This window comes from Kribbella sp. NPDC043289 (assembly GCF_056436705.1).
In genome coordinates, this window is the sequence record NZ_JBWKCB010000002.1 from 316702 (window position 1) to 341558 (window position 24857).

Here is a 24857-nt window from a genome sequence, read left to right on the forward strand (position 1 = left end):
CCATCTCGTGAACCGCAGGGGAAGGATCGACCCGGTGCGATACTGGCGCGATGTTCTTCCAGTTCTCGGTGGGACAGCTGGACTGCGTCGTGGTCAGCGACGGTCAGCCGGCGCCGCCGTTCGAGCCGCCGCTGGAGCAGTTCTTCACGCCGGATTCTGGGGTCCCATCCGCGGATCTGGACCGGGCCGCTGCTCGTGCGGACCGCTCCACGTTGACCTGCGGCTACAACTGCCTGTTCATCGGCACACCCGACGGCATGGCGGTCGTGGACACCGGTCTCGGCGCCAGCTTCCTCGGGTACGGCGAGTACATCGAACCGCTCGTCGGTCAGCTCGAGGGAAGTATGCCCGGGGCCGGTCTGTCGCGGTCGAATCTGGCCGCGGTGGTCTTCACCCACCTGCACCAGGACCACTCCCGCGGCGCGATCTGGTCCGGCGACCTGCGGTTCCCCGCCGCGACGGCCTTCGCCCACGCCTCGGAGGTCGCCTTCTGGTCAGGCCCTGTCGACCTGCCGTCAGCCCAACCCCACCTCGAGGCCGCCCGCGAAACGATCCGCCTCTTCGGTGAGAAGCTGCGCCCCTTCGAACACGGCGCGGAACTCCTCCCCGGCGTGCATGCCCTCGCGGCCCCCGGCCACACGCCTGGTCACACGGCGATCCTCTTGCAGTCCCGAGGTGAACGCCTGCTCTGCATCGGCGACACCTTCTACGACCCGCTCCAGCTGAGCAACCCGACGTGGTCCACCCCGTGGGACCTGGACCAGTCGGCGTCGGTCGCCACTCGCCGAGACCTGCTCGAACGAGCCGCCGACGAGAACCTGCTCGTCCACGCCTACCACCTACCGTTTCCCGGCCTGGGTCACATCCGCCGCGACGGCGCTGCGTTCAGCTGGCACCCGGTTCCAGACTCGTTCGGAGCGCGCTGACCAGGCGAGTGGCTCGGGGATCGCCGTGGCCGATCATCCGGTTGGTGGTGTAGGCGAACGCGATGCCGTGCTCGTCGTCGCCGAACGCGAACTGGCCGCCGGCGCCGTCGTTGGCGAAGCTGCGCGGGCCGAGTGTCGGGCGGAAGGCGCTGTCGAGCAGGAACCCCGAGCCCCAACGGGCACCGGCGTCGAATCCCAGGAAACCCGCACCGGCGGAGACCTCGGCGACCGCATCCGAGATGGTGTCGCGGCTGAGCAGGCGTTCCGATCCGTCGATGCCGGTGATCGCAGCGGCGTACACCCCGGCCAGACCGGTCGCGGACGCCACGGCGCCAGCGCCTGGTAGCTCCATCGCGAGCAGCTCGGGATCGTTCCATCCATGCGGTACGTCGAGACCCGGGAAGACGAGCGCGCCGTTCATCGTCACGATGCGCATCAACAGGTGTTCGGGATCCATCGCCGGTCGGGCTTCCGACTCCGCCAACCGTGCCAGTGTGGGCAACTCCGACGCCGGTACGCCGATCCACGCGCGCAGCCCGAGCGGGTCGCCGATGACCGAGCGGAAGTATTCGCCGGGCAGCTGTCCCGTGATCCGCCGTACCACTTCACCGAGCACGAAACCGAACACGTGCCCGTGGTACTCGTACGTCGTCCCCGGCTCCCACAACGGCTTCTGCTTCTCGATCGCCGCGACCACCGGCGTCCACGCCGCGATCTCGTCGAACGACAGCGTGGTGTCCAGCACCGGGATCCCGGCCCGGTGCCCGAGGACCATCCGGGACGTGATCCCCTCTTTGCCCTCAGCAACGAACTCCGGCCAGTAGTCACCGATCGGTGCGTCGAGCGTCAGGCGGCCTTCCTGCGCCAACAGGTGTACGACGACACTCACGAGCCCCTTGGCGCACGAGAACACCGGGACGACGGTGTCCTGCGACCAGGCCCGGCCAGGCGCCGCCTCGCCGTCCCAGAGCTCCACCACCTTCCGTCCACCCGAGTAGACGGTGACCGCCGCACCCAGTTCCGGGAACAGCGAGAAGTTCTCCGCGAAGGTGTCCGCGACCGCGCCGTACCCTTGGTCCACCCAGCCCTTGCTCATGGGGAAGACGATAAGCCGGAGCGGCCGCGGTCAACGATCGAATTTACGGCAGCAACCACCGCTGGCTGCTCGCCGTGCTGCAGGCGTTGAGGACGAGTCTCGTGCCGTTGACGCTTGCGCCGTTGGTTGCGGCCAGGCACAGGTTCGAGGCGGCGTTGACCAGGGTGCCATTGGGTTGTGGGACCCAGCGGTGCCCCGGAGTACCGTCGCAAGTCCACAGCACCGCAGGAGTGCCCGATGTGGTGGCACGGGCGGACAAGCACTTGCCCATCGTGCGGATCGTGCCGTCGTCGGTGGACGGGGTCCACTGCTGGTTGACCGATCCCTTGCAGGTGTAGAGCGTGGTCGGAGTACCGTCCGCGGTCGCCGCCTGGTAGACGTCGATGCACTGGTTCGCGATCCCGGTCGCCGGTCCAGTGTCCTGGTAGACGCCGAATTCCCACAGCGAGTAGTAGCTCCCGGCAACGGCCCGCCGCGTCGCGTTGACCCGCACGAACCGCGCATAGTTCGGAGTGAACCGTACGTCGTCCGTCCCGCCGTCACCGCTGACGGTCGACGCAACGGTCTTCCACGTCCGCCCGCTCCCGGACACCTGGACCTGGTACGACTTCGCATACGCCGTCGACAACCAGTTCAGCAGCACGCGGTTGACGACTTTCACGGACCCGAGATCGATCCGTATCCACTGCGGATCGGACCGCGCGCTCGACCACGCCGTACTCATCGATCCGTCCACGGCCTTCGCCGCCTCACGCCCCGGCAGATAGACGCTTGAGGCAACAGTCGGCCGGCCCTGCGCGATGTTCCGCTTCACGCCGTACGTCGCCGTGTACGACGCGGCCGTCGCGGGCGCGTTCAGGTTGTGGTTCCGGGCCCCGCCGTCCGACCAAGTGGCGAATCGGTACGCCTGGTTCGCGATCGACTGGGCCGGATCTGCCGACACCGACAGACTGGACCCGATGATCGCGGTGTCGCTGAACGGTGTCTTCCCGGTCTTGTCCAGAAAGGTCACGGGCAGCCCCGCCGGCGCGGTGCGGAACGTCAACCCGACCGTCTTCGGATCGAGCCGCACACTCTTCGTGTCGGTCAAACCCTGCGCGTCCGTCGCCGTCAGCCGCAGCTCGAGGTACGACGGATACTCGTGATCCGGCGCCGTGAACGAACTGCTCGCACCGGTGATCGACGTGATCGTGTGGGTGTGGCAGTCGCTCGGGCAGTGATGCATGATCAGCGACCAGGTCAGCGCCGATGCCGGCAACGTCCCCTGCTCGGGGTCGGTCGCCGAACCCGAGAAGCTGATCTTGTCCCCGACCTTCCAGGTCGTCGCCGGACCGGGGGAGGTGATGAACGCGGTCGGTGCCGTGTTCGCCACGTCGATCTGCGTGGACGTCGTACTGGACGTCTTCCCGTCGGACACCCGCAAGCGCGCGGTCACGGTCGCGGTGGTCGTGTAGGTGTGTTGAACGGTCGCTGCGGTCGAGTCGTCGTACACGCCGTCGCCGTCCAGATCCCAGGCGTACGTGAGCGGGTCGCCGTCGGCGTCGTTGGACGCGGTCCCGTCGAACGTGACGGTCAACGGAGTCGGCCCGCTCGGCGGGCTGGCGTGGATGACGGCGGTCGGCGGGTTGTTCGTGCCGTTGTACACGTAGCGCAGGATCCGGCCGTTGTCGTAGTCGACCGTGAACAGATCGCCACCGGGTCCGGTCTGCAGGCGAGTGGCGCCGTACCCCGACGCGAAGAGCTGGATCTTGCCGGGATCTGGGAGCCCCTTGCTGCCCGGCATCATCGCCCACACACACTTGCGGCTGTAGTCGGTGAAGAACAGCGCCCCGTCGTACGCCGATGGGTAGTTGCCACCCGAGTAGAACGACAGACCGGAGATGGACGAACTGCCGGTCGAGCACGTTCCGCCGACCTGCTCGCTGTGTTTGTAGGAGTAGTACGGCGATGCGACCGCGGAGGAGCCGGCGGCGTACAGCTTCTCGCAGATGCTGAGATTCGCGCTGTCGTATCCGGGCTGGCGGCCGGCTCCTTCGTAACAGGGCCAGCCGAAGTTGGTGACGCCCGCGGTCGGGTCGGCGATCCGGTCGATCTCCTCCCACGTCGAGTAGCCGACGTCACCGAGCCAGAGCTCTTTCGTCCCCGGGCGGAACGTGAACCGCATCGGGTTGCGCACACCCTCCGCCACGATCCGGCGGGCGTTCAGGTCGGCGTTGCTGATCAGCGGATTGCCTGGTGCGGCCTGGCCGGTGTCAGGATTGATGCGGATGATCGAGCCGTCCAGGGTGGTGGGATCACCGGACGTCTGCAGGTCCTGCGCGCGCAACGCACCACCCTCGGCGCTCGGCGAGGTGAGCGTCGCGCCGACGGGTGCAGGACCGTCACCGCACGGGTTGTCAGGCGTGACGTCGGACTGCGCGTAGCTGTCCTGCCCGTAGTCGACGTAGTTGAAGCTCGCGCCGTCGCCACCACCGGCGTACAGCATGCCGTCGGGGCCGAACTCGATCGAGCCGATCGAGTGGCTCGGGTACAACTGGCACCAGTCCTCGACGAGCACTTGCTCGGCGCCGTTCCCGTTGATCACCGACAGCCGCGCGCTGGCCTGACATCCGTCACCGGTGGGGCCGGGCGGCGTCGGACACGGGTCGTCGTTCGTGTCCGGCGTACCCCACTTGGGAGTCGGCCCGCCGATCAGGCCGTCGTGGGTGTACAGCACGTAGATGCGTGGATCCGTGGGGAAGTTGGGGTGCAGCGCGATCCCCAGAAGGCCACGGTCCCAGTAGTTGTAGACCTCGGTGCGTAGGTCGGCGTACACGGTCGGTGTCGTGTCGTCGAGCGACTGGAAGACCTTGATCAGGCCGCTCTTCTCGGCGACGAAGACCCGGCCGTCCGGCGAGAACGCGACGTTCGTCGGATTGGTCAACCCGCTGAACGCCACCTGCTCACTGAAACCGGTCGGCGTGACTGCAGCCCGCGCCGGCGCGATCACGGCGAGCGGCAGCACCAGCAGGACGGACAAAATGGGCAGCGCACGGCGCAGCCGCGTGGCGGAAATCCTCACGAGCCCCCCAGCTCCACGAACTCCGGCGCTCGCCCTCACAGCCCCCTACGAGCACTCGGATCGCCCGCCAGAATGGCGTCTCACGACACCCGCGCGCAAGACCGGACGAGCCTTTGTTTCAAACACTCCACCGCTTGATCACTCGGCCGATCGAACCGTGCACACTGGGCTGATGAACCGCAGTATCCGGGAGCTTCCGGACGGTCCCGGTGTCTACCGCTTCCGCGACGACGCCGGCAAGGTGCTGTACGTCGGACGCGCGCGCAACCTGCGGCGTCGAGTGCGCTCGTACTGGGTAAACCTCGGCGACCGTCCGCACCTGGCGCGGATGGTACGGCGGATTGCCCGCGTGGAAGGTGTTTGGTGCGACTCGGAGCACGAGGCGGCCTGGCTCGAACGGAATCTGCTCGAGCACTCCAAGCCGCGCTGGAACCGCACCGAGGGTGGGGCGGAGGTGGTCGGGTACATCCGCCTCGACAGTGGGGCACGACCGGGACTGCGCTTCGAGCACACCGTCGCCGGGAGCGCTCCGCACTTCGGGCCGTACCTCGGTGGACTGCGGATCCGGCAGGCCATCTCCGGTCTGCATCGGGTGCTGCCGCTGCAGTACACGGTCGAAGGTGACGGGTCGGCCGAGGAGTTCGGGCGGTTGTTCGGGATCGGGCCGCAGGACCGCGAGGCGTTGGCGCGGGCCGCGATCGCCGTACTGGAACGGGATCCGGCCGCGGTCGACACGGTGCGGGACGAGTTGGTGCGGCGGCGGGATCGGGCTTCGGGTGAGCTGCGGTACGAGTTCGCGGCGAAGGTGCAGGGGGAGATCGAGGCGCTGGACTGGATCGTCGCCGAGCAGAAGGTCGCGTGGCTCGAGCCGCGGGACGTTGATGTGTACGGGTGGGCGTCGGGGGTGCTCGTGCGGTTCCAGGTGCGGGGCGGGCGGATGTGTACGTGGACGCAGCGGGCGGTGGGGGAGGCGACGGCGCGGGAACGGGTGGCCGCGACGCCTGAGTTGTGGCGGGGGTTCGCGCAGCGGAACGCGGAACTGGCGGCGCGGTTGCTCAAGGAGTGACTTCCTCGTTACTTAGCATGGTGACCCATGACGCAACCGCCGGGCCCGCCGCCGAACGAACCGCCATACCAGGCACCGTCCGGACCGCCGGGGCAGTTGCCGGAGCAGCCGGTTTATCCGCCGCCGTTTCCGTCGCAGCCGCCGGGGCCGCCGCCGCGGTCGAAGGGGTTGTTCCTGCTCGTCGGCGGGTTGGTGCTGCTCCTGGTGATCCTCGTGGTGACCGGTGTGGTGCTGATCGCGACCCAGAACGACAAGCCGGCAGACAAGACCCCGGCCGTCCGCACGAAACCGTCGGACCCGACCGCGGTCGAGTTCCGACGGGTGCTGACGGCGAAGCCCGGCAGCTGTCCCTCGCCGGCTCCCGCGGGTGTGTCCTGCGACGACAAGGGCACCGCCTACACACTCGGCAAGGTCGAGCTGGACGGCAGCAACGTGTCGGAGGTCAAGGCCGACATGCAGCAGGGATCAACGACCGGCCAGTGGTACGTCGCCCTGAACCTCGACCCGGAGGGCACCAAGCGGTTCGCGCAACTCACCGCGAGCCTCGCCCAGCAGCAACCACCGGCGAATCAGCTGGCGATCGTCGTCCACGACCAGGTGGTCGCGGCGCCGTCGGTGCAGTCGGCGATCCCGGGCGGCAAGATCCAGATCTCCGGCTCCTACACCCGCGAGTCGGCCGAGGAGCTCGCCGCCAAGATCACCGGCTAGCGGCGTACTCCGCCTTACCGCCCGCCGGCGTCAGCGGTTGGTGACCTCGAAGGCGACGACCGCGGCGGCGACGGCGACGTTCAGCGACTCGACCGTCGCGTGCAGCGGGATCTGCAGGTCCGAGTCGGTGGCGACGGTGATGCCGTTCGTCTCGCCGCCGAGCACATACACCGCCCGCGGTTCGAGCTCGGTCTTGAACAGCGAGTCCTGGGAACGGGCCGAGAGCCCGTAAACGTGGTACCCGGCCGTCCGCAGCAGATCCACTGCGGCCTTCGCGGTGGACGTGTTCACGATCGGCGCCTGGAACGCGACGCCGGCCGACGCCTTGATGACGAGCGGCCCGACGTGCGGCGTACCGGCGCGGGGGAGGATGACGCCGTCGATGCCGGCGCCGGTCGCGGTCCGCAGAATCATTCCGACGTTTCCGGGATTGGTCACGCCGTCGAGCAGGAAAACGTTGGTCGGCCGCTTTCCGCGGTCCCGGACGAACTCCTCCAGCGGCGTCATCCGTGGCGCGTTCACGTCCGCGACCACACCCTGGTCGTGCTTGCCGTTCCCGGCCAGCCACTTCACACGGCTGGCCGTCGCCCGCTCGACCGGCGTGCCGAACCTTTCCGCCGCCCGCAGAATTTCCTGCATCGAGTTTCCGGTCGCGTTGTCCGCGAGCACCACCTTCGCCACCGACAGCTTCGGATCGTGCAACGCCTCCAGTACCGGCTTCCGCCCGTAGACGGTGATCCACTTGTCGCGCGGCGACTTCTTCGCATCCACCCGCCTACGGTAGCGCTACGCGGTCAGCGGGTTGGTTGCCTTCCCGTCCAGCCAGAGCATGTTGCTCGGGTCGGAATGCGTGCCCTTGGTGCCGACGTGCTTGTCGCCGATCTGCGGTCCGTTCTTGATCACGTGCACGAGCGCCATCGCGTGCCCGCGGCCGAGCTCGTAGTCCGCCTTCAGCCAGTCGCAGATCACGCCGGCCTTCACGTCCTTGGCGTCGTACCCCCGGCTCTTCGCCTCGTCGACCAGAACCCGCGGGGTCTTGCCGGTCTTTTCCTCGATCTTGTCCAAGTAGGCCTGGAACGACATGGTGATTTCCTCCTGTGTGGTCGTCGTACACACCTGCGTCGAGCGACTGGCACGGAAATCGACACGGGTTCCTAGGAAAGTTTCCAGCTCCTGAGCACGGCCGCCGCCGACCGGTCGATGTCGTCCGGCCCGGTGGTCCAGTTGGTGACCGAGATCCGCATCGCGGCCTTCCCCTGCCAGGTGGTCCCGGACATCCAGCACGTGCCCTCGTCCTGGACCGTCGTGACGACCCGCCGCGTCACCGTGTCGTCGTCCCCGAACCGGACCAGGACCTGGTTGAGTACGACGTCGTTCAGCACCTCCACACCCTCGGCACGCAGGATGTCGGCGAAGCGGATCGCCATCGCGTGGCAGCGGTCGACGATCTCCGCGATCCCGGAACGGCCGAGGGCGCGAATCGCGGCGTACACCGGGATGCCCCGCGCCCGCCGCGAGAACTCCGGGTTGTAGTCGAGCGAGTCGCGTTGCCCGTTCTCGTCCTGGATCAGGTACGCGGCGCGGATCGACATCGCGGCGCGATGCGGCTCGGGGTGCGCGCAGAACACCAGGCCGGAGTCGTACGGCACGTTCAGCCACTTGTGCGCGTCGGTCGCCCACGAATCGGCCTGCTCGGCGCCATCGAGGAAATGCGCGAGGGAGGGGCTGACCGCTGCCCACAGCCCGAACGCCGCGTCCACATGCACCCAGGCGTCGTGCGCATGCGCTACCGCACAGATCTCGCCCACCGCGTCGAACGCTCCGGTGTTCACGTTCCCCGCCTGAGCGCAGACGATCTGTGGAGTGTCGTGCGCAATTGCTTGCGCAAGCGCGTCGGCCCGCATCCGGCCCTGGTCGTCGACCGGGATCGGCTCGATGCAGTCCGTGCCGAGGCCGAGGAACCTGAGCGCTCGATCCACCGTGTCGTGCCGTTCGGCACCCGCGAGCACCCGGATCCGCGGCGCTCCGATCAACCCCTGCCGCTCCACGTCCCACCCGACGCGCCGCAGTACCTCGTGCCGTGCCGCCGCGAGCCCGGTGAAGTTCGCCATCTGCGCCCCGGTCACGAACCCCACCGACGTCGTCTCCGGCAGCCCGAACAACTCGACCAGCCAGCGCGCCGTGATGTCCTCGACCACGGCCGCCGCGGGCGAGGCGGCGTACAGGCCGGCGTTCTGATCCCACGTCGTCGTCAGCCAGTCCGCAGCGAGCGACGCCGGCGTCGCCCCACCGAACACGAACCCGAAGAACCGGCCGCTCCCACTCGGCAACAGCCCGTCCTCGACACCCTCCGCCAGTCGCGCGACCACCTCCCGCGGGTCGCTCGGCCCGGCAGGCAACGCCCCGCCCAACGCCGCCCGCAACTCGTCCGCCGTCGCCCGCGGCCCTACTCGTCGCTCCGGCAACCCCGCCAGATACTTCGTCGCCCGCTCGTACGCCTCACCGAGCGGTCCCTCCCAATCGACCATGTTTCTTTTGTACGCCCTCGGGCCAACGCACCGGCGTACAGTTCGCGCATGCGGATGCGGAGCCACTGGTCGGCGATCGTCGGCTACTCCCTCGTGGGGGCGGCGACCCAGCTGGTCTGGCTGAACTTCGCCGGCGTCACCACGGTGGCCGCCGCCCGGTACGGCGTCTCGGAAAGCGCGATCGGCTGGCTCGCGCAAGTGTTTCCGCTGCTGTACGTCGTGCTCGCGATCCCGTGCGGACTGGCGCTCGACCGCTGGTTCCGCGCCGGGCTGATCGCGGGCGCCGTACTGACCGCCGTCGGCGCCGTCGTGCGGTTGATCGGTGACGACTTCGGTTGGCTGCTCGCGGGCCAGATCCTGGCGTCGATCGCGCAGCCCCTGGTGCTGAACGCGGTCACCGGCATCACCGGCCGCTACCTCGCCGAGAAAGACCGCCCCACCGGCATCGCGGTCGGCACCGCCAGCATCTTCGCCGGCATGGTGATCGCCTTCCTCCTCTCCGCAATCTTCACCACAGAGTCCTCCCTACCGACCATGCTCACGGTCACCGCCGTCTTCTGCGTCCTCGCCGCAGCCGCCCTGGGCATCGCTCTCCGCCACCCGGGAACCTTCGAACCCGCAGCGGAGCATCCGACGGTCGACTCTGCCTCGGGCACTCCTGCAACGCGCCCTGGCCTGGGTGCACTGGCAGCCGTCTGGGGTGACCCGTTGATCCGCCGCCTGTGTGTTCTCGCGGTCTTCCCGTTCGGCGTCTTCGTTGCCATGAGCACCTTCGCACAAGCGCTGCTCGAACCCGCCGGCGTTAGTGGCGGCACCGCCAGCACCATCCTCCTCGTCAACGTCGTCGCCGGCGTCCTCGGCAGCGCCACCATCCCGATCCTGGTCGCCCGCCACCGCGCCGAATCCGCGCTCCTCGTCACCAGCCTGACCGCCACCGCCGCCGCCTGTGTCCTGCTCGCGGTCGCCCCCGGCGTGCTCACCGGTTTCGTCTCGATCACCCTGATCGGTCTGCTCCTCCTCCCCGCCCTCCCGATCGTGCTCGAGCTCGTGGAACGCCGTACCGGAGAAGCCGAAGGCACTGCGGCCGGCCTGATCTGGATGGCCGGCAACCTCGGCGGGCTCGTCGTGGCGGTCATCGTCGGCCTGCTCGTCGACCACCCGACAGCGGCTTTTCTCGTGATGGCCGCGATCGCGCTCATCGCCGTCCCTGGGGCTCGCGCTCTCCGCCGCCCGATCGCCGAACTCCGAGCGCAGTCGCAACCGTAGCCACCAGACCGCCCGCGCCCGCGACGACGAACGTGGTCCGCGCGTTCGTGTGCTGGAGGAGCAGTCCACCGAGGACGTACGAGATCCCGGCCGCCAGCCCGATCGCGCCGTACAGATTCCCGAAGACGCGCGCCCGAAGATGCGCAGGTACGACGCGTTGCAGGTGCGTGTTGACGCCGACGTCGATGCCCGCGATACCGAGCCCGCGGATGATCTGCAGCGCGAGCGCCGCCCAGATCGCCCAGGCCAGCCCGGTGAGGAGGTTGCCCACGCTGCTGACGGCGAACCCGAGGAGCATCAGGGCCGGCATCGTGAACGAGCCCGCGTACCGCGCCAGGATCGCGAACCCGATGACGAGTCCGATACCAACTCCGGCGTACAACGTCGCGGACGCCGAATCGCTCCCGTGCAGCTCGTCCTTCGCGAGGAACACCATCGCGACGTCGTCGACCCCGTTGAACGCGACGACGGCGAAGAAGCCGATCCCGATCACGCGGATCGGGGTCGCCCGCCAGATGTACCCCAGCCCGTCCCGCGCGTCCTTGAACAAGCTATGCCCCGACCGCTCACCGGACTCCAGCCTGGGCAATCGATTGAGCAACGCCGCCGACACGAAGAAGGTCACCGCGTCGATCGCCAGAATCCCGCGGGCGTCGGTCACCAGGAACAGCCCCGCGGCGATCAGTGGACCGATCGCCTCCAGCCCGTTCGTCCCCGCACCGAGCGCCGAGTTCGCCGCCTCGAGCTGCTCGTCCCGCACCAACGCCGGCATCGCACTCCGCGAACTGGCCAGAAACACCTGCGCCGCGACACCCCGCACCGCGACGGCGACCAACAACACCGCGAGCGGCGGCAGCGTGACCGCCAGGGCAACCGTCAGCGCACCCTGCACAAGATCACAAGCGACCATCACCCGCTTCAGATCGAACCGATCCCCGATCGCCCCCGCCAACGCTCCGAACAACCCCGGCACGAAGTCCCCCGCCAACAGCAACAACGCCACCGCCAACGCGGCCCCGGTCGACTCCTGCACATACAGCAGCAGCGCCACCAACCCCACCGAGTCCCCGAGCACCGAAACCGCCCGAGCCCCCCAAAGCCCCCTGAACCCCGCCGACCCGCGCAGCAACCCCCACACAATCCACTACTATGTACCGACACCACGCCGGTGTGGCGCAATTGGCAGCGCACCGCTCTTGTAAAGCGGGGGTTAGGGGTTCAAGTCCCCTCACCGGCTCCGTTCTGTGGGAAAAAATAAGTAGCCGCTTATGATCGTGGGAGCGGCTACTGGTCAGCCGAGTGCGGCTGGGGACTCGGCGTGGGGGATCGCGAGGTGTGGGGCGCCGGTGCCATTGGCGGGGACTGACCAGATGTTGGAGTCGTCGGGGCCGTCCGGGACGGCGTAGACGATGGTGTTGGCGTCGAGCCACGCAGGTTGGTCGTCGACGCTGCGGGCTTCGGCGAGTGGGGTTCTCGTCCCTGTGGCCAGGTCAAGGACTGACAGCCTCCATCCCTTCGATGGGGTGTCGTCGATCGCGGACTTGAAGGCGATGCGCTTGCCGTCAGGGGACAAGGACGGGCACTCGACGTTCTTCGCGATGGTGTGGACGGTCTTCGCCGCGATGTCGCCTTCCACCAGGTAGCGGTGTCCGGCGGTGGACATCGTGGCGTAGAAGCGGTTGTCGTCGGCAGCGAAGGTGATGCCCCAGAAGTTGCGGTCGGGAGCGGTGTAGGGGTGGCCGTCCAGCGTCACCGAGAGGAACTCGAGTGAGTCGACCATGTCCTCGGTCTTGAGGTCGATCAAGCCGGCCCGGGTGGAGAAGCGGCCGTTGTTGTAGGAGTCGCCGGCGACGAACACCGTCCACGCCACGAGGCGTCCGTCGGCGGAGACTCGCGTGCGGTTCGGTACGCCGACCAACGGGATCGCTTTCTTCACGGTGAGGTTCTGGTCGAGGATGGCGATCTGGAATGTGGCCAGGGCACCGTCCTGGCGCAGACAGGTTCCGGTGCCGCCGGCGGCGTAGACCCGCAGGCAGGTCAGCGCCGACACCGAACGTGGCCCGCCGGGGTTGTCCTTGGCCACCAGAGCAAGGCGGCCCTTGCTGTCCGGTGCAGTACTGCGGAACATGATCCGCGGGCCGGTGAGGCTCAGCGTATTAGCCGCGGCCACCGTCGGCTGCTCGCGGCCGGTCGTGAACACGCCGTACCCGACTGCGACAGTGGCAAGCACTAGCGCGCCGACGAGGACGAGCACTGTCCGCCGCGTCATGCCGACTGCTCCGTGGCGGAGATGCCGCGCAGCAGGAACGCAACCACGAATACGGCCGCCGCAGCCAGCGCCGCTGCGATCCGGGACGCGTCGGCTGGTCCCCAAGCCGTCCAGGCGATCCCGAACAGCACCGAGGAGGCGACGTACGACAAGGCTTGTCCGGTTTGGATCAGGGCGATTCCCGTCGTGCGCAGTCCCTCGGGAAGGACCGGTCCAGCGAGCGCCATCAGCACTCCGTCCGTGGATGCGTAGAACACGCCGTACAGCGCCAGTACGACGACCAGCAAGGGCCAACCGCCGAGCGGCCCGAACAGCAACAGGTACACCAGCATCAGCGCGGTGTAGCCGGCTACGACGACCTTGAGCCGCCCAACCTTGTCGGCCAGGACGCCCAGGGGTGCGGCCAGCAAGAGATAGGAGAGGTTGGTGCCCACGGCGAGCAGCGGGAACCAGGTGATGCTCAATGCTTCGCGGCGTTGGAGCAGGAGATAGACGAAGCCGTCGCCGATGGTGACCAGCCCGGCCAGGCATGCGGCCAGCACGAGCCGTCGTACCCGCGGCATCCGCAGCAGACCGCCCAGAGCCGAGGGGCTCACCGTACTCTTCGGTGCCTGTTCGTTGCGGTGATCGCGCACGAACAGCGCCAGCACGAGTACGCCGAATGCCGCGATGCAGAAGCTCGCCACGAAAACCGCGTCGTACGCCTGGGTGGTGGCCGTCAGGATGCCCAGGGCGACCAGCGGTCCGGCGAACGCCCCGATCGTGTCCATCATCCGGTGGACGCCGAAGGCACGCCCGTACAACTGCGGCGGGGTGGACAACGTGATCAGCGCGTCGCGTGGTGCCGTGCGCAGGCCCTTGCCGGTACGGTCGACCGCGATCACAGCGCCGATCGCGCCGACACTGTTGCCCGCAGCAAGTAGGCCGAGTTTGGCGGCGGCCGACAACCCGTAGCCGAGGCCGGCGATGAACTTGCGCCGGCGTGCTCGGTCGGCGACGTACCCTCCGACCAGCCGAAGGAGTGCGGTCGCGCCGGTGTACGTGCCGTCGACCGCGCCGTACACAGCAGGACTGAGATGCAGTCCGACCATCAGGTAGACGGGCAGCACCGCGGTCACCATCTCCGAGGAGATGTCGGTGATCAGGCTGACGGCGCCGAGCGCGAAGACGTTGCCGCTCAGCAGGAACAGTGCGCGCCTGCGGGACGGGTCCGCGGCGTGCGGACGGTCGATCGAGGACAGGTACACGAGAGTCACCTCCGACGAGTGGGCGGAAACCCGCTCGTGGAACGGGTCCACGAGCGGGTGATTCCGGCGAGATCAGTTCCAGACGTTGGTGATCTCGGACGCCGAGTTGAGGTGGCTCAGTCCGTACGCGCTCTCGATGGTGCTCAGGACGTTGTAGTGGTTGATCTGGTTGGAGAAGGTTCCGACCTGGGTGTGAGCGCCGACGAACGCGGTGAAGATATGGTTCGACGAACCGCCGTTGTCCTCGTCGAAGGTGATGATCAGCAGGCTGTTGTGGGTCTTCGCCCAGGTCGCGTAGGCGTTCAGGTTGTTCTTCAGCCAGGTGTCACCGGTGCCGACCGAGCAGTCGTGCATGTCGTTGCACATGTTCGGGCTCACGAACGACACGGTCGGGAGGCCGGCGTAGTTGGCCGAGCTCGGGAAGTCGGCGTACATCAGGTTGCTGGACGACGGCACGTTGCTGAAGTTGACCCAGCCGTTGTGCTTGCGCCGATACGTGCCGCTCGAGCAGCCGGTGTAGCCGTCGGAGGGCATGCTTTCGGAGTACCCCTTGAAGGTCTTGCCGGCGCTGATCAGCTGGTTGCCGAGGTTGTCCCCGCTGAACGTGTGCGGGCAGCTGTCATCGGTGACGCCCTGGGTCTTCCCCGAGAAGATGGCCAGGTAGTTGGGCTCGCTGGGGTGAGTGACGCCGTACGCCTGGGTGAACTTCGCCCCCTGGCTCGCGAGGCTGTTGAACGTCGGGGCGCCGGAGCTCCCGTTGATCTGCGAGTACGCGTGGTTCTCGAACATCACCAGCACGATGTGGTCGAACACCGGCACCGTCGTCGCCGCCTGCGCGGTGGGCGAGTGGGTGGTGACTACCATGGCCGACGCGACAACTGCCGCAACCGCCACGACCATGGCCGCGATGCGCTTCCGTATCACGATTCCTCCTCACAGGGATGGACGGCCCTGCTGCACCCCTCAGGGCCGCGCCCAATCCTGCGACCCCCGCACCGCGCGAGTTCCAATCCTGCAAGCACGCCAGATGTTCGCCGGGTAAACAACCGGCGATCACCCAGAGTGAAGATTCAACCACTCCGGGTTCAGGTGGCACCCGCGGAGGAAATCTCGGGGTCGAGGTGGCGGATCAACTCGGCCACGCTCTCCATGCCGAGTACGTCGCGGATCGCGGCCAATCGCAGTTCTCCCTGCGGATCGCTGCCGACGGAGGGCCACATCGTTGCGAACAGGCATGCAGCCGTCTCGGACAAGGTCCACCGTCCACCGCTGATCTGGTCGCGGATCCAGGCCTCGGCTGCCTGTTCGTCGACGATGTGCCACGCCCAGAAGGACCGCCAGAGGATATCGTCGACCGATTGCGCGGACGTCTCTCGCGCGAGCCGCGACGAGACGGCGTCGCGGACCGAGGACTTGTGCTCGTCCAGCCACGGCTGTGCCGTTCCCCGCATGACAGCCTGCGCGACTGCGTTCGTGAGAAGCATCAGGCCGGTATCTGTCGACTTCATACTCTCGATCAGGTCGTGGTGCTCTTTGTCGGGCGACGCGATAACCGCCGGAAGAACCCTTTCGAGGTGCGACCGGATGGCATCTCGGCTGCTGAGGACGACGTCTGGTTGGTCGGGCAGAGTTTGATACAGATCGACCAGGAACGTGATCAGTGGGGCAACCGGGAAGAGGTCGAGCGGTCGCACGGCATCAAACTTTCGGAGCACCCTTGCCGTGTCATTGACGAGGGCGAACCGGACTGGGGCCTTGAGTTCCGCCCCTCGAAACAGATCGTCAAGAGCCTCGGACACGTCGATGTCGGAGAGGTCGTCGGGTGGAATGCCGATGGCGAAGTACCGGTCGAAGAAGTCCGTGTGGGCGACGCCCTTGCGTCGATGGACGAAGTCCATGGTCGAGTCGTCGACGGGCTGTGACGCGCCTCGCTGAGCGAGGCCGATCCGGGAGAACAGCTGCCCCAGGACGGCGAGCACTGCGCGATGGTCCTCGTTCGCGACTCCCGCTGCGCGCAGACGGTCCTGCCACTTCGAGATCCTGTAGGTGGCGTCGACCTCGATCTCGAAATCGGCGATCTCGTGCCTTCCCGAGATCGTTCCGGTCAGGTCCGCACGGTGCCGAGGGATAAGCCGGTACAGCGCCGGCTCGGCGATGCGCAGCCAGGTGAGCAGCATGAAGTCGGCGAGGTCGACGTCCGTCGCGAGCCGACCGTACAGTGCTTCCAGCTGCGACACATAGCGCCGGGTCGCGGCGTGTTCAGCCGATCGATGAGGTGGTCGTAGTACACGGACGTGAAGCGTTCGACGAGGTCGACCCGGCCGTCGAGGTGCTGACTCATCAAGAACCGCGCGAGTTCCCGGTTGAGTAGGTCTGATGCGTCCTGGGCGCGCAATGGTGGGATGTCGAGGCGGATCTGGACGATCTTCTCCAGGTAGTCGCGTGCCCGGGCGGTGCTGCGTTCGCGGTCGATCAGGTCCGTGTTCGAGAGCAGGTCGAGGACGGTCTGCTCGTCGTACGCGATGAGGTAGTAGACGTTCGGCAGCCGGCCCGCGACCCGGATGAGCTTGAAGACGAGCAGCAGTTCGGCAGGCGTGAGCCGATCGATGTCGTCGAGCACCATCAGAATCGGCAGACCCGACTTCTCCAGTGCGGTTTCGGCCTTCCGCTTGATGGCGTCGGCGCTCAGGCCGCCCCACTTCTGCGCACTCGCTTGAACGACTTTGCTGGCGTCGACCCCGTGGACCTTCGCCGCCGGGCTGACGGCCAGCGCGAGCTTCGCGATACGTTCCCGCGTCAGGTTCCACTGGTGGTCGTCCGGGAGCGCCTCCCGCAGTTCGTCGAAGAACCCGAGCTGCAGTGTTTCGAGGTCCGAGTACATCCACGGCGTGAACGTCCGTACACGCCACCCAACCGCGAGCCGGCGACCACTGACCCGCCCGACAGATCACCGCCCCCGGCATCCATGCCGGGGGCGGTGATACGTCTGGGCAGAACCGCTCGACGCCTCTGTGCTAATAGGTATTATCGTCTTGACGTGCGGAGTGGAGCAGGGTTGCATGGGGTGCTCGACCGATGAACGTCGACGTCTCTGAGGTGACTCATGTCCGACCCGTCGTCCACGCCCAGCGTCTCCCGGCGGCATCTCTTGCAGGGGGCCGCGGTGGTTCCGCTCTCTCTCGGAGGTGTGGCCGCCGGACCTCCGGCGCCCGCCTCCGCCAACACGACAGCCACGGCGGCGACTGATTTCGACACCGTCAGACTGCAGTGGCTCGAGACGCTGGTCGCGCCGGATGCCGATGATCCGGTTGTCGCCCAGTACGTGGAGGACTCCGCGGCTCGTGCGGGGGAGCTGTGGCGCACGATGGACACGTCGTCCTCGCGCTCGTATCTGTGGGCTGATCTGGACAGCAGCACGATTCCCGCGGTTCAGCGCAACAACATCGGCAGGTTGCGACAACTCGCGCTGGCGCTCAAATCTCCCGGGTCGAACCTGTCCGGCGACCCCGGCTTGACCGCGGACCTGGTGTCGGCATTCGACTGGTTCCTCGCGAACAAGTACGGGGTGACCGCCATCTACGGCGGCTGGTGGGATTGGCAGATCGGCATCCCGTTGGCACTCAACGATTTCTGCGTCCTGATGTACGACGATCTCTCGGCGGACCGGATCGCCACAGCCATGGCGGCAATCGCGCGCTCTCTCCAGCCATGCACTCTCGTGCACCGCCCACACCTTCTGACAAGGGAGCCAGACAATGCCGTCACCCGAACGCAGGATCGCCCGCCGTCACGTCCTTGCAGGTTCTGTCGCCGCGATCGGAGCGCCGCTCCTGGCCGGATCACCTGCGCCGGCGCAGGCCGCCGGCAGGTCTCCCCGCCGCGTGGCCTCGCTGGAGATGGACGCCTCGAGGTACGTCGAGCTCGACGCCGACTTCCTCAACACGCAAACCGCCCATTACGCGCGGATCAAGCGGATGCGTGACGGTCGCTACATCCTCTTCTACCAAACCTCTCCGCAGGCGTGGAGCATTTACTGGACGACCAGCTCCGATCTGAAGCAGTGGGCCAAGCCGCAGTTGCTGTTCGCAACGCACAAGATCCTCGACGGCGCGGACGACCAGTGCTACTCCTCCGGGGACGCGCGGGTGTTGGACAACGGTGACATCCTCGCGGTGTGCTCGTTCCGGGCGAATCGCGGCTTCAGCACCAACATGAAGCTCGACGGGCTGATGCTGCGCCGCAGTACCGACAACGGCCGGACCTGGCAGCCCGAGCAGGTGATCTATGTCGGCGCAAACTGGGAGCCGTTCGTGCACCAGACCGAGACCGGTGAGGTCCAGGTGTACTTCACCCACACCGCGCCGAAGCGGGTGCTCGAGAACGTCTCGGGGTCGACCGGCGTCGCGATCATCCGATCCCACGACCGAGGCCGGACGTGGACGCCGAACGTGACCGAGTCCCCGTACGCCGCCGATCGCGTTGCTCAGCAGTACACCAAGACCACCGACGCCGGCGTCAAGATGTTCACCGACCAGATGCCCAGTGCGCTGCAGACCCATCCCGGCCGGATCGCGCTCGCGATGGAGTCCCATCTGGCCAACGGTGATTACATGATCTCGTTGGCCTACACCGCGCAAAACTGGCCGGACAAGCTGGGCATGGACGAGACCGGACCGGCCGATCGGCAGAACAACCTCTTCCTCGGCGCCGGCCCGTATCTCGGGCGATTCCGGTCCGGTGAGTCGGTCCTGGCCTACAACCAGGCTTCCCGCCAATACATCCGCCTGGGCGACAGCGAGGCCCGCGACTTCGGCGATGCGGTGGCATTCCTGCCGGGCAAGGGGTACTGGGGCGCGATCGAGGTCACCGGAGACCGAACCCTCGTGACCACGATGGCCAACGTACGATCCGACGGCAACAAAATCATGATCGGCGTCCTCAGACTGGTCAGACCCTGATCGTCTCGCTGCCGGACCTTTGATGATGGGCCGGATGTTCGGTGGACGCCTGAGGTGTCCTGTGGTTCGGCGGCGAGGAGGACGGCCTGTCGGCTTGCAGTACTACGTCGCCCACCTGTCCGATGACGAGGTTGCGCGGACCGACATGATGCTCGACACCGACATGATTGCCTCGCCCGGCCGGCTGGGCCGTCACGCAGGGACGCCACCTGCACTGGAGCATCACAACGTCATTTCGCGTACCTCGCACAGTGACCACCCGAGCCGACGGGCGAGCCAGGTCGTCCCCGTTCCGGGTGGTCCCTGAAGGACGATGTTCTTGCGGGATCGCAGTCGCTCGATCATCGGCTCGAGGTCGGCGGTCGGGATGAAGCAGCCGTCGTCGCGAACGTGTGCGGCCGGATCCAGTAGATGCCCATGCTCAGCTTGCGCGTGCTCACGGTTGCCCAGGCGTCGAAGGCGGCGACGAGTCGTTCGCGTGTCTCCTCGGTGGCTTCGGCGGCGTAGGCGATGGCGGCGCGGGACAGCTCCCACAAGGCGTCGACATCGTGCGGGCCGCGTACGTTCTCCCAGGAGACGAACCACGAGCCGAGATTGTTGACAATTGGTACGCCTGCGAACGTGTGAGGGAAGGGCGGCTCCAGATCGAACTCCTCGCCGTACGCGCGGGCGATGAGGGAACGTGCCTCGGGCCGGAGGCCGCGGTTGAATGTCCCCGGCACCGTGAACGGGCCGACGTCACGCAAGGCCCCGTAGCTGCCGTCGGTCCGGCGATCGGACTGCAGGTACTTGAACAACTGAGGGCGCCCCGAAGCTGCCGCCACGTCCTACACCTTCTCGAGAAGCGCTACGGGAAATGGCGAACAACGTCGTCGCGGCGCCGACCTCGTTCTGGGCTGCCTCTGACAGCTCGCTGCGAGGCACGGCAGTACGCAACCACGTGACTGGCCTCTAATGCAGATGGACCTGACTGTCCGGGTGAAACTCGTACGGCCGCGACCTTGCCGATGTCCAGGGTCTTGTCGGCCCGATTGGGGCAGACCACGACGTCGCCCTCGGTTATCGTGTGCACGAACCGACAAAGAGTCCCGGCGCTGGCTGGGTCGACGGCTCGTCGAGTTCTGGCATCTGCAGCGCTACCGCCGCCTTGAACGCGTCGGGTCGCGCCGGTCTCTGCCAGGTCGCCGACTTCGTCCCAACCGATCCGCACCGCGCGGTCCTTCAGCGGGTCGTATCCGGCTGATCGTTTGCGGATTCCCCAGGCCGTCGGCATGGATCGCCAGAATAGTCCGTGGCGCTGACATGGGTGGATGCTCCAGACGTCACACCTGGCGGAAGTCGATTCCCAGGAGAGAGGCGGCGGCTTTGTAGTTGGCGGCGTGGATGCCGGTGGAGAGGGACCAGTGGTGGCCTACGCCGGTGGCGCTCCAGGCGTCTACCCATTCGCCGGGGTCGCGGCCGAAGTCGACTCGGCTGGTGGTGTTGCCGATCGCGAGGAGTGGGCCGGGGACCACGATGCCTTCGGCTGCGACGAAGGCGAGGGAGCCGTCGCGGTCCTGGCCGAGGCCGAGGAGGGTGACCGGGCCAGGTTGTACGTCGAACTCGACGCTGACGCCCCACCCGCGTTTGCCGTGGTAAACGCCTAGGCCGCGGAGCAGCGGGTCTCGGGAGCTGACGGCGAGGTGCGCGGGGCCGTCGTGGCCCATCTCGACCACGCCGTCGTCGAAGTTGAGTGCCTGGATCTCGCAGAAGGAGCCGCCTGCGCCGGCGACCTCGGTGGCTAGTTGCGCCACCGTGGTCCGCAGCTCGTACTCGCCGGTCGTCGGGATGCCGCGGGCAGTGAGCAGTGAGGCGCCGAGGATCATGCCGGCGCCGATGCGTTCGTGGAGTTCGCCGTCCAGCCCGCGGTGGTAGTAGGCGAGGCTGTCGAGTGCGAAGTCGTCGACGAGCTGGTCGAGCGCGACCGAGACCCGCGCGCCCCAGACGAAGTCTTCGGTCACGACCGAGTCGTCGATCGTGAAGAGTTGTTTGGCGAGCTCGACCCGTTCGGTGGTCGCGGTGTCGTCGACCCGCTCGATCCGTTGCCGCAGGTCATCGAACTCGAGTACTTCGACATGCGACCCGAACGTGGTGGGCAGCAAGGTGAGATCGGTCGAGACGTCGAGCATGCCGGGGTAGACGTGTCCCATGAGCCCATGGCGTGCTTCGCGCAAGGCCGCTCGGATGCGCGCCGCCTCGACCCACTGCGAGATTCGCGCCCAGGCGGCTTCCTGGCGCAGCCACCCGGACACCGATCGGAACTCGATGCCGGCGCGCCGGAACACGTTGCCGACTTCCGGTACCGAGCACTGACCGCAGTACGCGAGCCAGGCGCCGGTGTCGAAGTTCTCGTGGTCCATTCGTGGTGACGGCTGGAGGTCGATGACCAGGACGGGCGCGTGCGAACGCTGCGCGATCGGCAGCACCATCGACGACGTGAGGTACGTGGTCAGGAACAGGACGATCAGGTCGCAGTCGGCCTTGCGGAGCTGTTCGGCCGCCGCGGCGCCTTCGACCGCGTCGGAGATGAACCCGACGTCGGTGACGTCGGCCGACATCTGCTGGAAGCGCTCCGAGACGTAGCGCGACGACTCCTGGAGCTGCGGCAACAGGTCCGGGAACTGCGGCCAGTAGGTGCCCAGGCCGCCGGCCACCAACCCGATCCGCGGCCGTCGGCGGACCTTGCGCTGGAGCAGGTTGTCGGCGGTGAGCTCACGCGCTGGGGGCATCGTCGATCCTTGTCCGTCTGAGGGGAATCGTCCGGCGAAATTTGAATCGATTGAAACATCGCTCCACGGCACCCGGCAAGAGGCTGTGGAGTTCGGCGTCTACGCGGACGCCGGCGCGGAATCGCGGATGATCAGGCTCGGCGTGTACAGCACGGTGGTGTGCCGATGAGTCCCTGGACCGGGCGTCGTCTCCTCGAGAAGCATGCGCATAGCGGCCTGGCCGAGCTCGTACTTCGGTTGCTCGACGGTGGTCAGTCCGATGATGCCGTGCGTGGCCGGCTCGAGGTCGCCGTACCCGATCACCGCGACGTCTTCCGGTACCCGTGCGCCGCGATCGTGCAGCCCGAGGACGAGGCCCGCGGCCAACAGGTCGTTGATGCAGAAAACCGCATCCGGCAGGGCGTTGTCGGCCATTTGGCGGCCGATTTCGCGGCCTTCGTCGATCGACATGTCGGTCACCTCGTACTCGACGAGGGTGTCCGGGTCGAGGCCGTTCTCCTCGAAGGCAAGGCGTGCTCCGGTACGCCGGTTCGCGCACTGCGTCACCGTGGTCGAGCCGTTGATCAACGCGATCGAGGCGTGCCCCGTCGACAACAGGTGGTCGACCGCGATCCGGCCGCCCTGTACGTCGTCGATCGCGACCGCGCACCCCTCGGTGGTCGGCACCAACCGGTCGACCAGCACGAGCCGTGAGCCCACCGCCCGCAGCCTGCGGAGCCGGCCCTGGTCTGCCGTGATGGGAACGATGAGTGCGCCCGCGGCACGCTGTTCGGCGAGCATGCTCAGCTGCCGGGCCTCCCGTTCCGGTTCGTCGCGCGTGACGCACAACGCGACCGTGAACCCGGCGTCGTCCGCGGCGTCGGTCACACCGCGCGCGATCTCGGCGTAGAAGGGGTTGGTGATGTCGGGAACCACCAGGCCGACCAGCCGGCTGAGGCCCTGTCGCAGGGTCGCCGCGGCACGGTTGGGAACGAACCCCAGCGCCTCGATGGAGGCGAGGACCTTGGCCTTGGTCTTGGCGGTGACAATTTCCGGACGATTCAAGACATTCGACACGGTGGCGGCTGAGACGCCGGCATGCCGGGCCACCGCGTCGAGCCCGATCGTTGCCTTCCCGGCCACAGAACCCACCTCCGTCGACTGACTGCCCGAACCGGTCGACCATCGTGCCGCACCGTCGTCGCCAGACGGATAAACCGTATCTCACCAGGGCTCTTGGCCGACTCCACGACGTCCGCCGGAACGTCGCCGGCGTGGGCGTCCGTGGCTGTCCGACTGTGGACACGACGTTCGGTGGTCACCTCTTGACGCGCCGCTATCGGCCTGGTTCAGTCGTGAATCGATACAAAAACCTCGGTCCCGATGATCAGCCGACGGTCTGCGATCGGTTGCAAGGAGCAACGATGACGCGACATCTTGATCAGGTTCCGCTCTCCAGGAGAGCCGTGCTGGGTGCCGGCCTCGGGGCGGCCGCGACAGCGGCGCTCTCGGGCTGTGTGGGGGCGACGCAGCAGGGCGCGGGCGGCGCCAAGATCGACCACAGTGTGCTGAACCTGGCGCTCGCGGGGGAGCCGGGTTCGTGGAATCCGGCGCTGCTGACCAGTGCGGGTGACGTTCGGTGGCGGTGGATGGCCGTGTACGACACGCTGCTCCGGGCCGAGCCCGGCGGCAAGATCGTTCCAGGTGCGGCCGAGTCGTACGACTTCAGCGACGACGCGAAGACGCTGACCATGAAGCTGCGCCAGGGCATGAAGTTCTCGGACGGCAATCCGGTCGACTCGGCGGCGGTGAAGGCATCGATCGTCAACATGCAGAACGGTGGCGGCACCGACGCGAGCCGGGTGGCAGGGCTGACCATCGAGACGCCGGACGACCTGACCGTCGTACTGAAGTCGCCCGAGCCGAGAGGTCAGCTCCCGGTGTTCATGTCGTTCTCGACCGGCGTGGTTGCGAGTCCGGCCGCGCTGAAGTCGAAGGACGTCGACAACACCCCGGTCAGCTCGGGCCCTTATGTGCTCGACACCGCCAACACGACCAGCGGGTCGGTCTACACCTTCACCAAGCGACCGGATCACTGGGAGGCCTCGCGCTACCCGTACGAGAAGCTCAAGCTGACCGTGATGACCGACGTCAACGCCCGGATCAACGCGCTTCGGACCGGACAGGTCAGCGGCGCCAGCCTGCTGCGGGAAGTCGCGGCCGAGGCGGAGGGCGCCGGGATCAAGGTCACGACGAAGGTGAACAGCTGGTTCGGCCTCTACCTCATGGATCGGAACGGCAAGCGCACCAAGGCGTTGGGGGACAAGCGCGTCCGGCAGGCGATCAACATGGTGTTCAACCGTGAGGAGATCGCCAAAGGCCTCTACCAGGGCGAGGCGACGCCGACGACCCAGATCTTCCACCCGGACTCGCCTGCGTACCTCAAGGACCTCGACTCGCGGTACCCGTACGACGTCGCCAAGGCCAAGCAGCTGATGGCCGACGCCGGGTACGCCGCGGGCTTCAAGCTGACGATTCCGGCCCAGTCCCCGAGCACCGATCAGGCGAACCCGTTGATCATCCAGCAACTCGGGCAGCTGAACATCAAGGTGATCGAGAAACCGTTGTCCGGCCCGAAGGCGATCAACGACATCCTGAGCGGGCAGTTCGACGTGTTGTTCGCGACGATCGGGATGGCCGATCCGCTCTTCGACACGGTCCAGTCGCTGGTGCCGGACGCGGTCTGGAACACCAGCAAAGCCGTGGATCCGCGGCTGAGCGCGATGGTCGCGAAGGCGCAGACCCTGACCGGGGACGCGGCCACGAAGAACTTCCAGGCGATCAACCGTTTCTGCGTCGAGGAGGCGTGGTTCGCGCCGTGGGTGAACGGAAAGTTCTACTTCGGGATCGATCGGAACGACCGGTTGCGCGGAAATTCCGACTATTTCCAGACCACGCCACACCTGTGGGACTTCCAGTGAGCCC

Annotated in this window: 20 protein-coding genes, 1 tRNA gene and 1 pseudogene; 8 read left to right on the top strand and 14 right to left on the bottom strand. The window is 67.3% G+C overall.

Annotated elements, in window-relative coordinates; genetic code table 11:
• Positions 1–50 precede the first annotated feature (50 nt).
• Positions 51–926: an MBL fold metallo-hydrolase gene (locus AC0662_RS13370; RefSeq protein ID WP_478300607.1), complete on the top strand. Its 876-nt coding sequence runs from the start codon at positions 51–53 to the stop codon at positions 924–926.
• Here the strand turns inward: AC0662_RS13370 and AC0662_RS13375 are convergent.
• Both AC0662_RS13375 and AC0662_RS13380 read right to left on the bottom strand, forming a co-directional pair.
• Positions 886–2022: a serine hydrolase domain-containing protein gene (locus tag AC0662_RS13375; protein WP_478300609.1), complete on the bottom strand. Its 1137-nt coding sequence runs from the start codon at positions 2020–2022 to the stop codon at positions 886–888. The two genes, AC0662_RS13370 and AC0662_RS13375, sit on opposite strands and share 41 nt — an antisense overlap.
• 43 nt (positions 2023–2065) lie before the next feature.
• Positions 2066–5083, bottom strand: coding sequence for a PQQ-dependent sugar dehydrogenase (locus AC0662_RS13380; RefSeq protein ID WP_478300611.1), 3018 nt, complete (start codon positions 5081–5083; stop codon positions 2066–2068).
• A 172-nt stretch (positions 5084–5255) separates the two neighbouring features.
• On the opposite strand from AC0662_RS13380, the gene AC0662_RS13385 reads away from it, so the two are divergent.
• Both AC0662_RS13385 and AC0662_RS13390 read left to right on the top strand, forming a co-directional pair.
• Positions 5256–6149, top strand: coding sequence for a GIY-YIG nuclease family protein (locus AC0662_RS13385; RefSeq protein ID WP_478300613.1), 894 nt, complete (start codon positions 5256–5258; stop codon positions 6147–6149).
• A gap of 27 nt (positions 6150–6176) precedes the next feature.
• The gene (locus tag AC0662_RS13390) at positions 6177–6857 is read left to right on the top strand and encodes a SecDF P1 head subdomain-containing protein (RefSeq protein WP_478300615.1); all 681 of its coding nucleotides are present in this window, start codon (positions 6177–6179) and stop codon (positions 6855–6857) included.
• A gap of 30 nt (positions 6858–6887) precedes the next feature.
• Here AC0662_RS13390 and AC0662_RS13395 read toward each other — a convergent pair whose 3' ends face one another.
• From AC0662_RS13395 to AC0662_RS13405, 3 genes are all read right to left on the bottom strand, one after another.
• Positions 6888–7628: a TrmH family RNA methyltransferase gene (locus AC0662_RS13395; protein WP_478300617.1), complete on the bottom strand. Its 741-nt coding sequence runs from the start codon at positions 7626–7628 to the stop codon at positions 6888–6890.
• 15 nt (positions 7629–7643) lie between these two features.
• Positions 7644–7940 (bottom strand): DUF4287 domain-containing protein, encoded by a 297-nt coding sequence (locus AC0662_RS13400; protein ID WP_452204239.1) that lies wholly within the window; start codon positions 7938–7940, stop codon positions 7644–7646.
• Positions 7941–8011: 71 nt separating this feature from the next.
• Entirely contained in the window at positions 8012–9385 is a 1374-nt protein-coding gene (locus AC0662_RS13405) for a pyridoxal phosphate-dependent decarboxylase family protein (RefSeq protein ID WP_478300619.1), read from the bottom strand.
• A gap of 48 nt (positions 9386–9433) precedes the next feature.
• Here AC0662_RS13405 and AC0662_RS13410 point away from each other — a divergent pair, with 48 nt between their 5' ends.
• Positions 9434–10651 carry an MFS transporter gene (locus AC0662_RS13410; protein ID WP_478300621.1) on the top strand — a complete coding sequence of 406 codons (1218 nt, stop codon included), beginning with the start codon at positions 9434–9436 and terminating at the stop codon, positions 10649–10651.
• On the opposite strand, the gene AC0662_RS13415 is transcribed toward AC0662_RS13410, so the two are convergent.
• A complete protein-coding gene (locus AC0662_RS13415; protein ID WP_478300623.1) occupies positions 10581–11789 on the bottom strand; it encodes an MFS transporter in 1209 nt (402 codons plus the stop codon). The two genes, AC0662_RS13410 and AC0662_RS13415, sit on opposite strands and share 71 nt — an antisense overlap.
• Before the next feature lie 26 nt (positions 11790–11815).
• Here AC0662_RS13415 and AC0662_RS13420 point away from each other — a divergent pair.
• Positions 11816–11888: transfer RNA gene (locus AC0662_RS13420), tRNA-Thr, on the top strand.
• Between the two features lie 54 nt (positions 11889–11942).
• Here the strand turns inward: AC0662_RS13420 and AC0662_RS13425 are convergent.
• The 5 genes and pseudogenes from AC0662_RS13425 to AC0662_RS13445 form a co-directional block, all read right to left on the bottom strand.
• Positions 11943–12920: a hypothetical protein gene (locus AC0662_RS13425; protein WP_478300625.1), complete on the bottom strand. Its 978-nt coding sequence runs from the start codon at positions 12918–12920 to the stop codon at positions 11943–11945.
• Positions 12917–14167 carry an MFS transporter gene (locus AC0662_RS13430; RefSeq protein WP_478300627.1) on the bottom strand — a complete coding sequence of 417 codons (1251 nt, stop codon included), beginning with the start codon at positions 14165–14167 and terminating at the stop codon, positions 12917–12919. The genes AC0662_RS13425 and AC0662_RS13430 overlap by 4 nt, the downstream gene beginning before the upstream one ends.
• A 72-nt stretch (positions 14168–14239) precedes the next feature.
• On the bottom strand, positions 14240–15091 hold the full coding sequence (locus tag AC0662_RS13435; protein WP_452204245.1) for an alkaline phosphatase family protein: 852 nt from the start codon (positions 15089–15091) through the stop codon (positions 14240–14242).
• Between the two features lie 161 nt (positions 15092–15252).
• The gene (locus tag AC0662_RS13440; protein ID WP_478300629.1) at positions 15253–16404 is read right to left on the bottom strand and encodes a hypothetical protein; all 1152 of its coding nucleotides are present in this window, start codon (positions 16402–16404) and stop codon (positions 15253–15255) included.
• Positions 16405–16511: 107 nt separating this feature from the next.
• Positions 16512–17060 (bottom strand): annotated as a pseudogene (locus AC0662_RS13445) (KAP family P-loop NTPase fold protein); the annotation flags it as partial.
• A 210-nt stretch (positions 17061–17270) separates the two neighbouring features.
• On the opposite strand from AC0662_RS13445, the gene AC0662_RS13450 reads away from it, so the two are divergent.
• Together AC0662_RS13450 and AC0662_RS13455 are read left to right on the top strand one after the other, a co-directional pair.
• Entirely contained in the window at positions 17271–18149 is an 879-nt protein-coding gene (locus AC0662_RS13450; protein ID WP_478300631.1) for a hypothetical protein, read from the top strand.
• Entirely contained in the window at positions 18064–19125 is a 1062-nt protein-coding gene (locus AC0662_RS13455) for an exo-alpha-sialidase (protein ID WP_478300633.1), read from the top strand. Before AC0662_RS13450 ends, AC0662_RS13455 begins: the two co-directional genes overlap by 86 nt.
• Before the next feature lie 341 nt (positions 19126–19466).
• Here the strand turns inward: AC0662_RS13455 and AC0662_RS13460 are convergent, their stop codons facing one another.
• The 3 genes from AC0662_RS13460 to AC0662_RS13470 form a co-directional block, all read right to left on the bottom strand.
• Positions 19467–19949 (bottom strand): hypothetical protein, encoded by a 483-nt coding sequence (locus AC0662_RS13460; RefSeq protein WP_478300634.1) that lies wholly within the window; start codon positions 19947–19949, stop codon positions 19467–19469.
• A 498-nt stretch (positions 19950–20447) separates the two neighbouring features.
• Complete coding sequence (locus AC0662_RS13465) at positions 20448–21893, bottom strand: arabinose isomerase (protein WP_452204250.1); 1446 nt, start codon at positions 21891–21893, stop codon at positions 20448–20450.
• A 99-nt stretch (positions 21894–21992) separates the two neighbouring features.
• Positions 21993–23015 (bottom strand): LacI family DNA-binding transcriptional regulator, encoded by a 1023-nt coding sequence (locus AC0662_RS13470; protein ID WP_452204251.1) that lies wholly within the window; start codon positions 23013–23015, stop codon positions 21993–21995.
• 281 nt (positions 23016–23296) lie between these two features.
• Between AC0662_RS13470 and AC0662_RS13475 the strand changes: the two genes are divergently transcribed.
• A complete protein-coding gene (locus tag AC0662_RS13475; RefSeq protein WP_452204252.1) occupies positions 23297–24853 on the top strand; it encodes an ABC transporter substrate-binding protein in 1557 nt (518 codons plus the stop codon).
• Positions 24854–24857: the final 4 nt, after the last annotated feature.

What these genes read in the sequence shown, in the direction of transcription:
- AC0662_RS13370 (WP_478300607.1), top strand. Translation starts at nt 51, where the DNA reads ATGTTCTTCCAGTTCTCGGTGGGACAGCTGGACTGCGTCGTGGTCAGC.
- AC0662_RS13375 (WP_478300609.1), bottom strand. Translation starts at nt 2,022, where the DNA reads ATGAGCAAGGGCTGGGTGGACCAAGGGTACGGCGCGGTCGCGGACACC.
- AC0662_RS13385 (WP_478300613.1), top strand. Translation starts at nt 5,256, where the DNA reads ATGAACCGCAGTATCCGGGAGCTTCCGGACGGTCCCGGTGTCTACCGC.
- AC0662_RS13390 (WP_478300615.1), top strand. Translation starts at nt 6,177, where the DNA reads ATGACGCAACCGCCGGGCCCGCCGCCGAACGAACCGCCATACCAGGCA.
- AC0662_RS13400 (WP_452204239.1), bottom strand. Translation starts at nt 7,940, where the DNA reads ATGTCGTTCCAGGCCTACTTGGACAAGATCGAGGAAAAGACCGGCAAG.
- AC0662_RS13405 (WP_478300619.1), bottom strand. Translation starts at nt 9,385, where the DNA reads ATGGTCGATTGGGAGGGACCGCTCGGTGAGGCGTACGAGCGGGCGACG.
- AC0662_RS13410 (WP_478300621.1), top strand. Translation starts at nt 9,434, where the DNA reads ATGCGGATGCGGAGCCACTGGTCGGCGATCGTCGGCTACTCCCTCGTG.
- AC0662_RS13425 (WP_478300625.1), bottom strand. Translation starts at nt 12,920, where the DNA reads ATGACGCGGCGGACAGTGCTCGTCCTCGTCGGCGCGCTAGTGCTTGCC.
- AC0662_RS13450 (WP_478300631.1), top strand. Translation starts at nt 17,271, where the DNA reads ATGTCCGACCCGTCGTCCACGCCCAGCGTCTCCCGGCGGCATCTCTTG.
- AC0662_RS13455 (WP_478300633.1), top strand. Translation starts at nt 18,064, where the DNA reads ATGGACGCCTCGAGGTACGTCGAGCTCGACGCCGACTTCCTCAACACG.
- AC0662_RS13465 (WP_452204250.1), bottom strand. Translation starts at nt 21,893, where the DNA reads ATGCCCCCAGCGCGTGAGCTCACCGCCGACAACCTGCTCCAGCGCAAG.
- AC0662_RS13475 (WP_452204252.1), top strand. Translation starts at nt 23,297, where the DNA reads ATGACGCGACATCTTGATCAGGTTCCGCTCTCCAGGAGAGCCGTGCTG.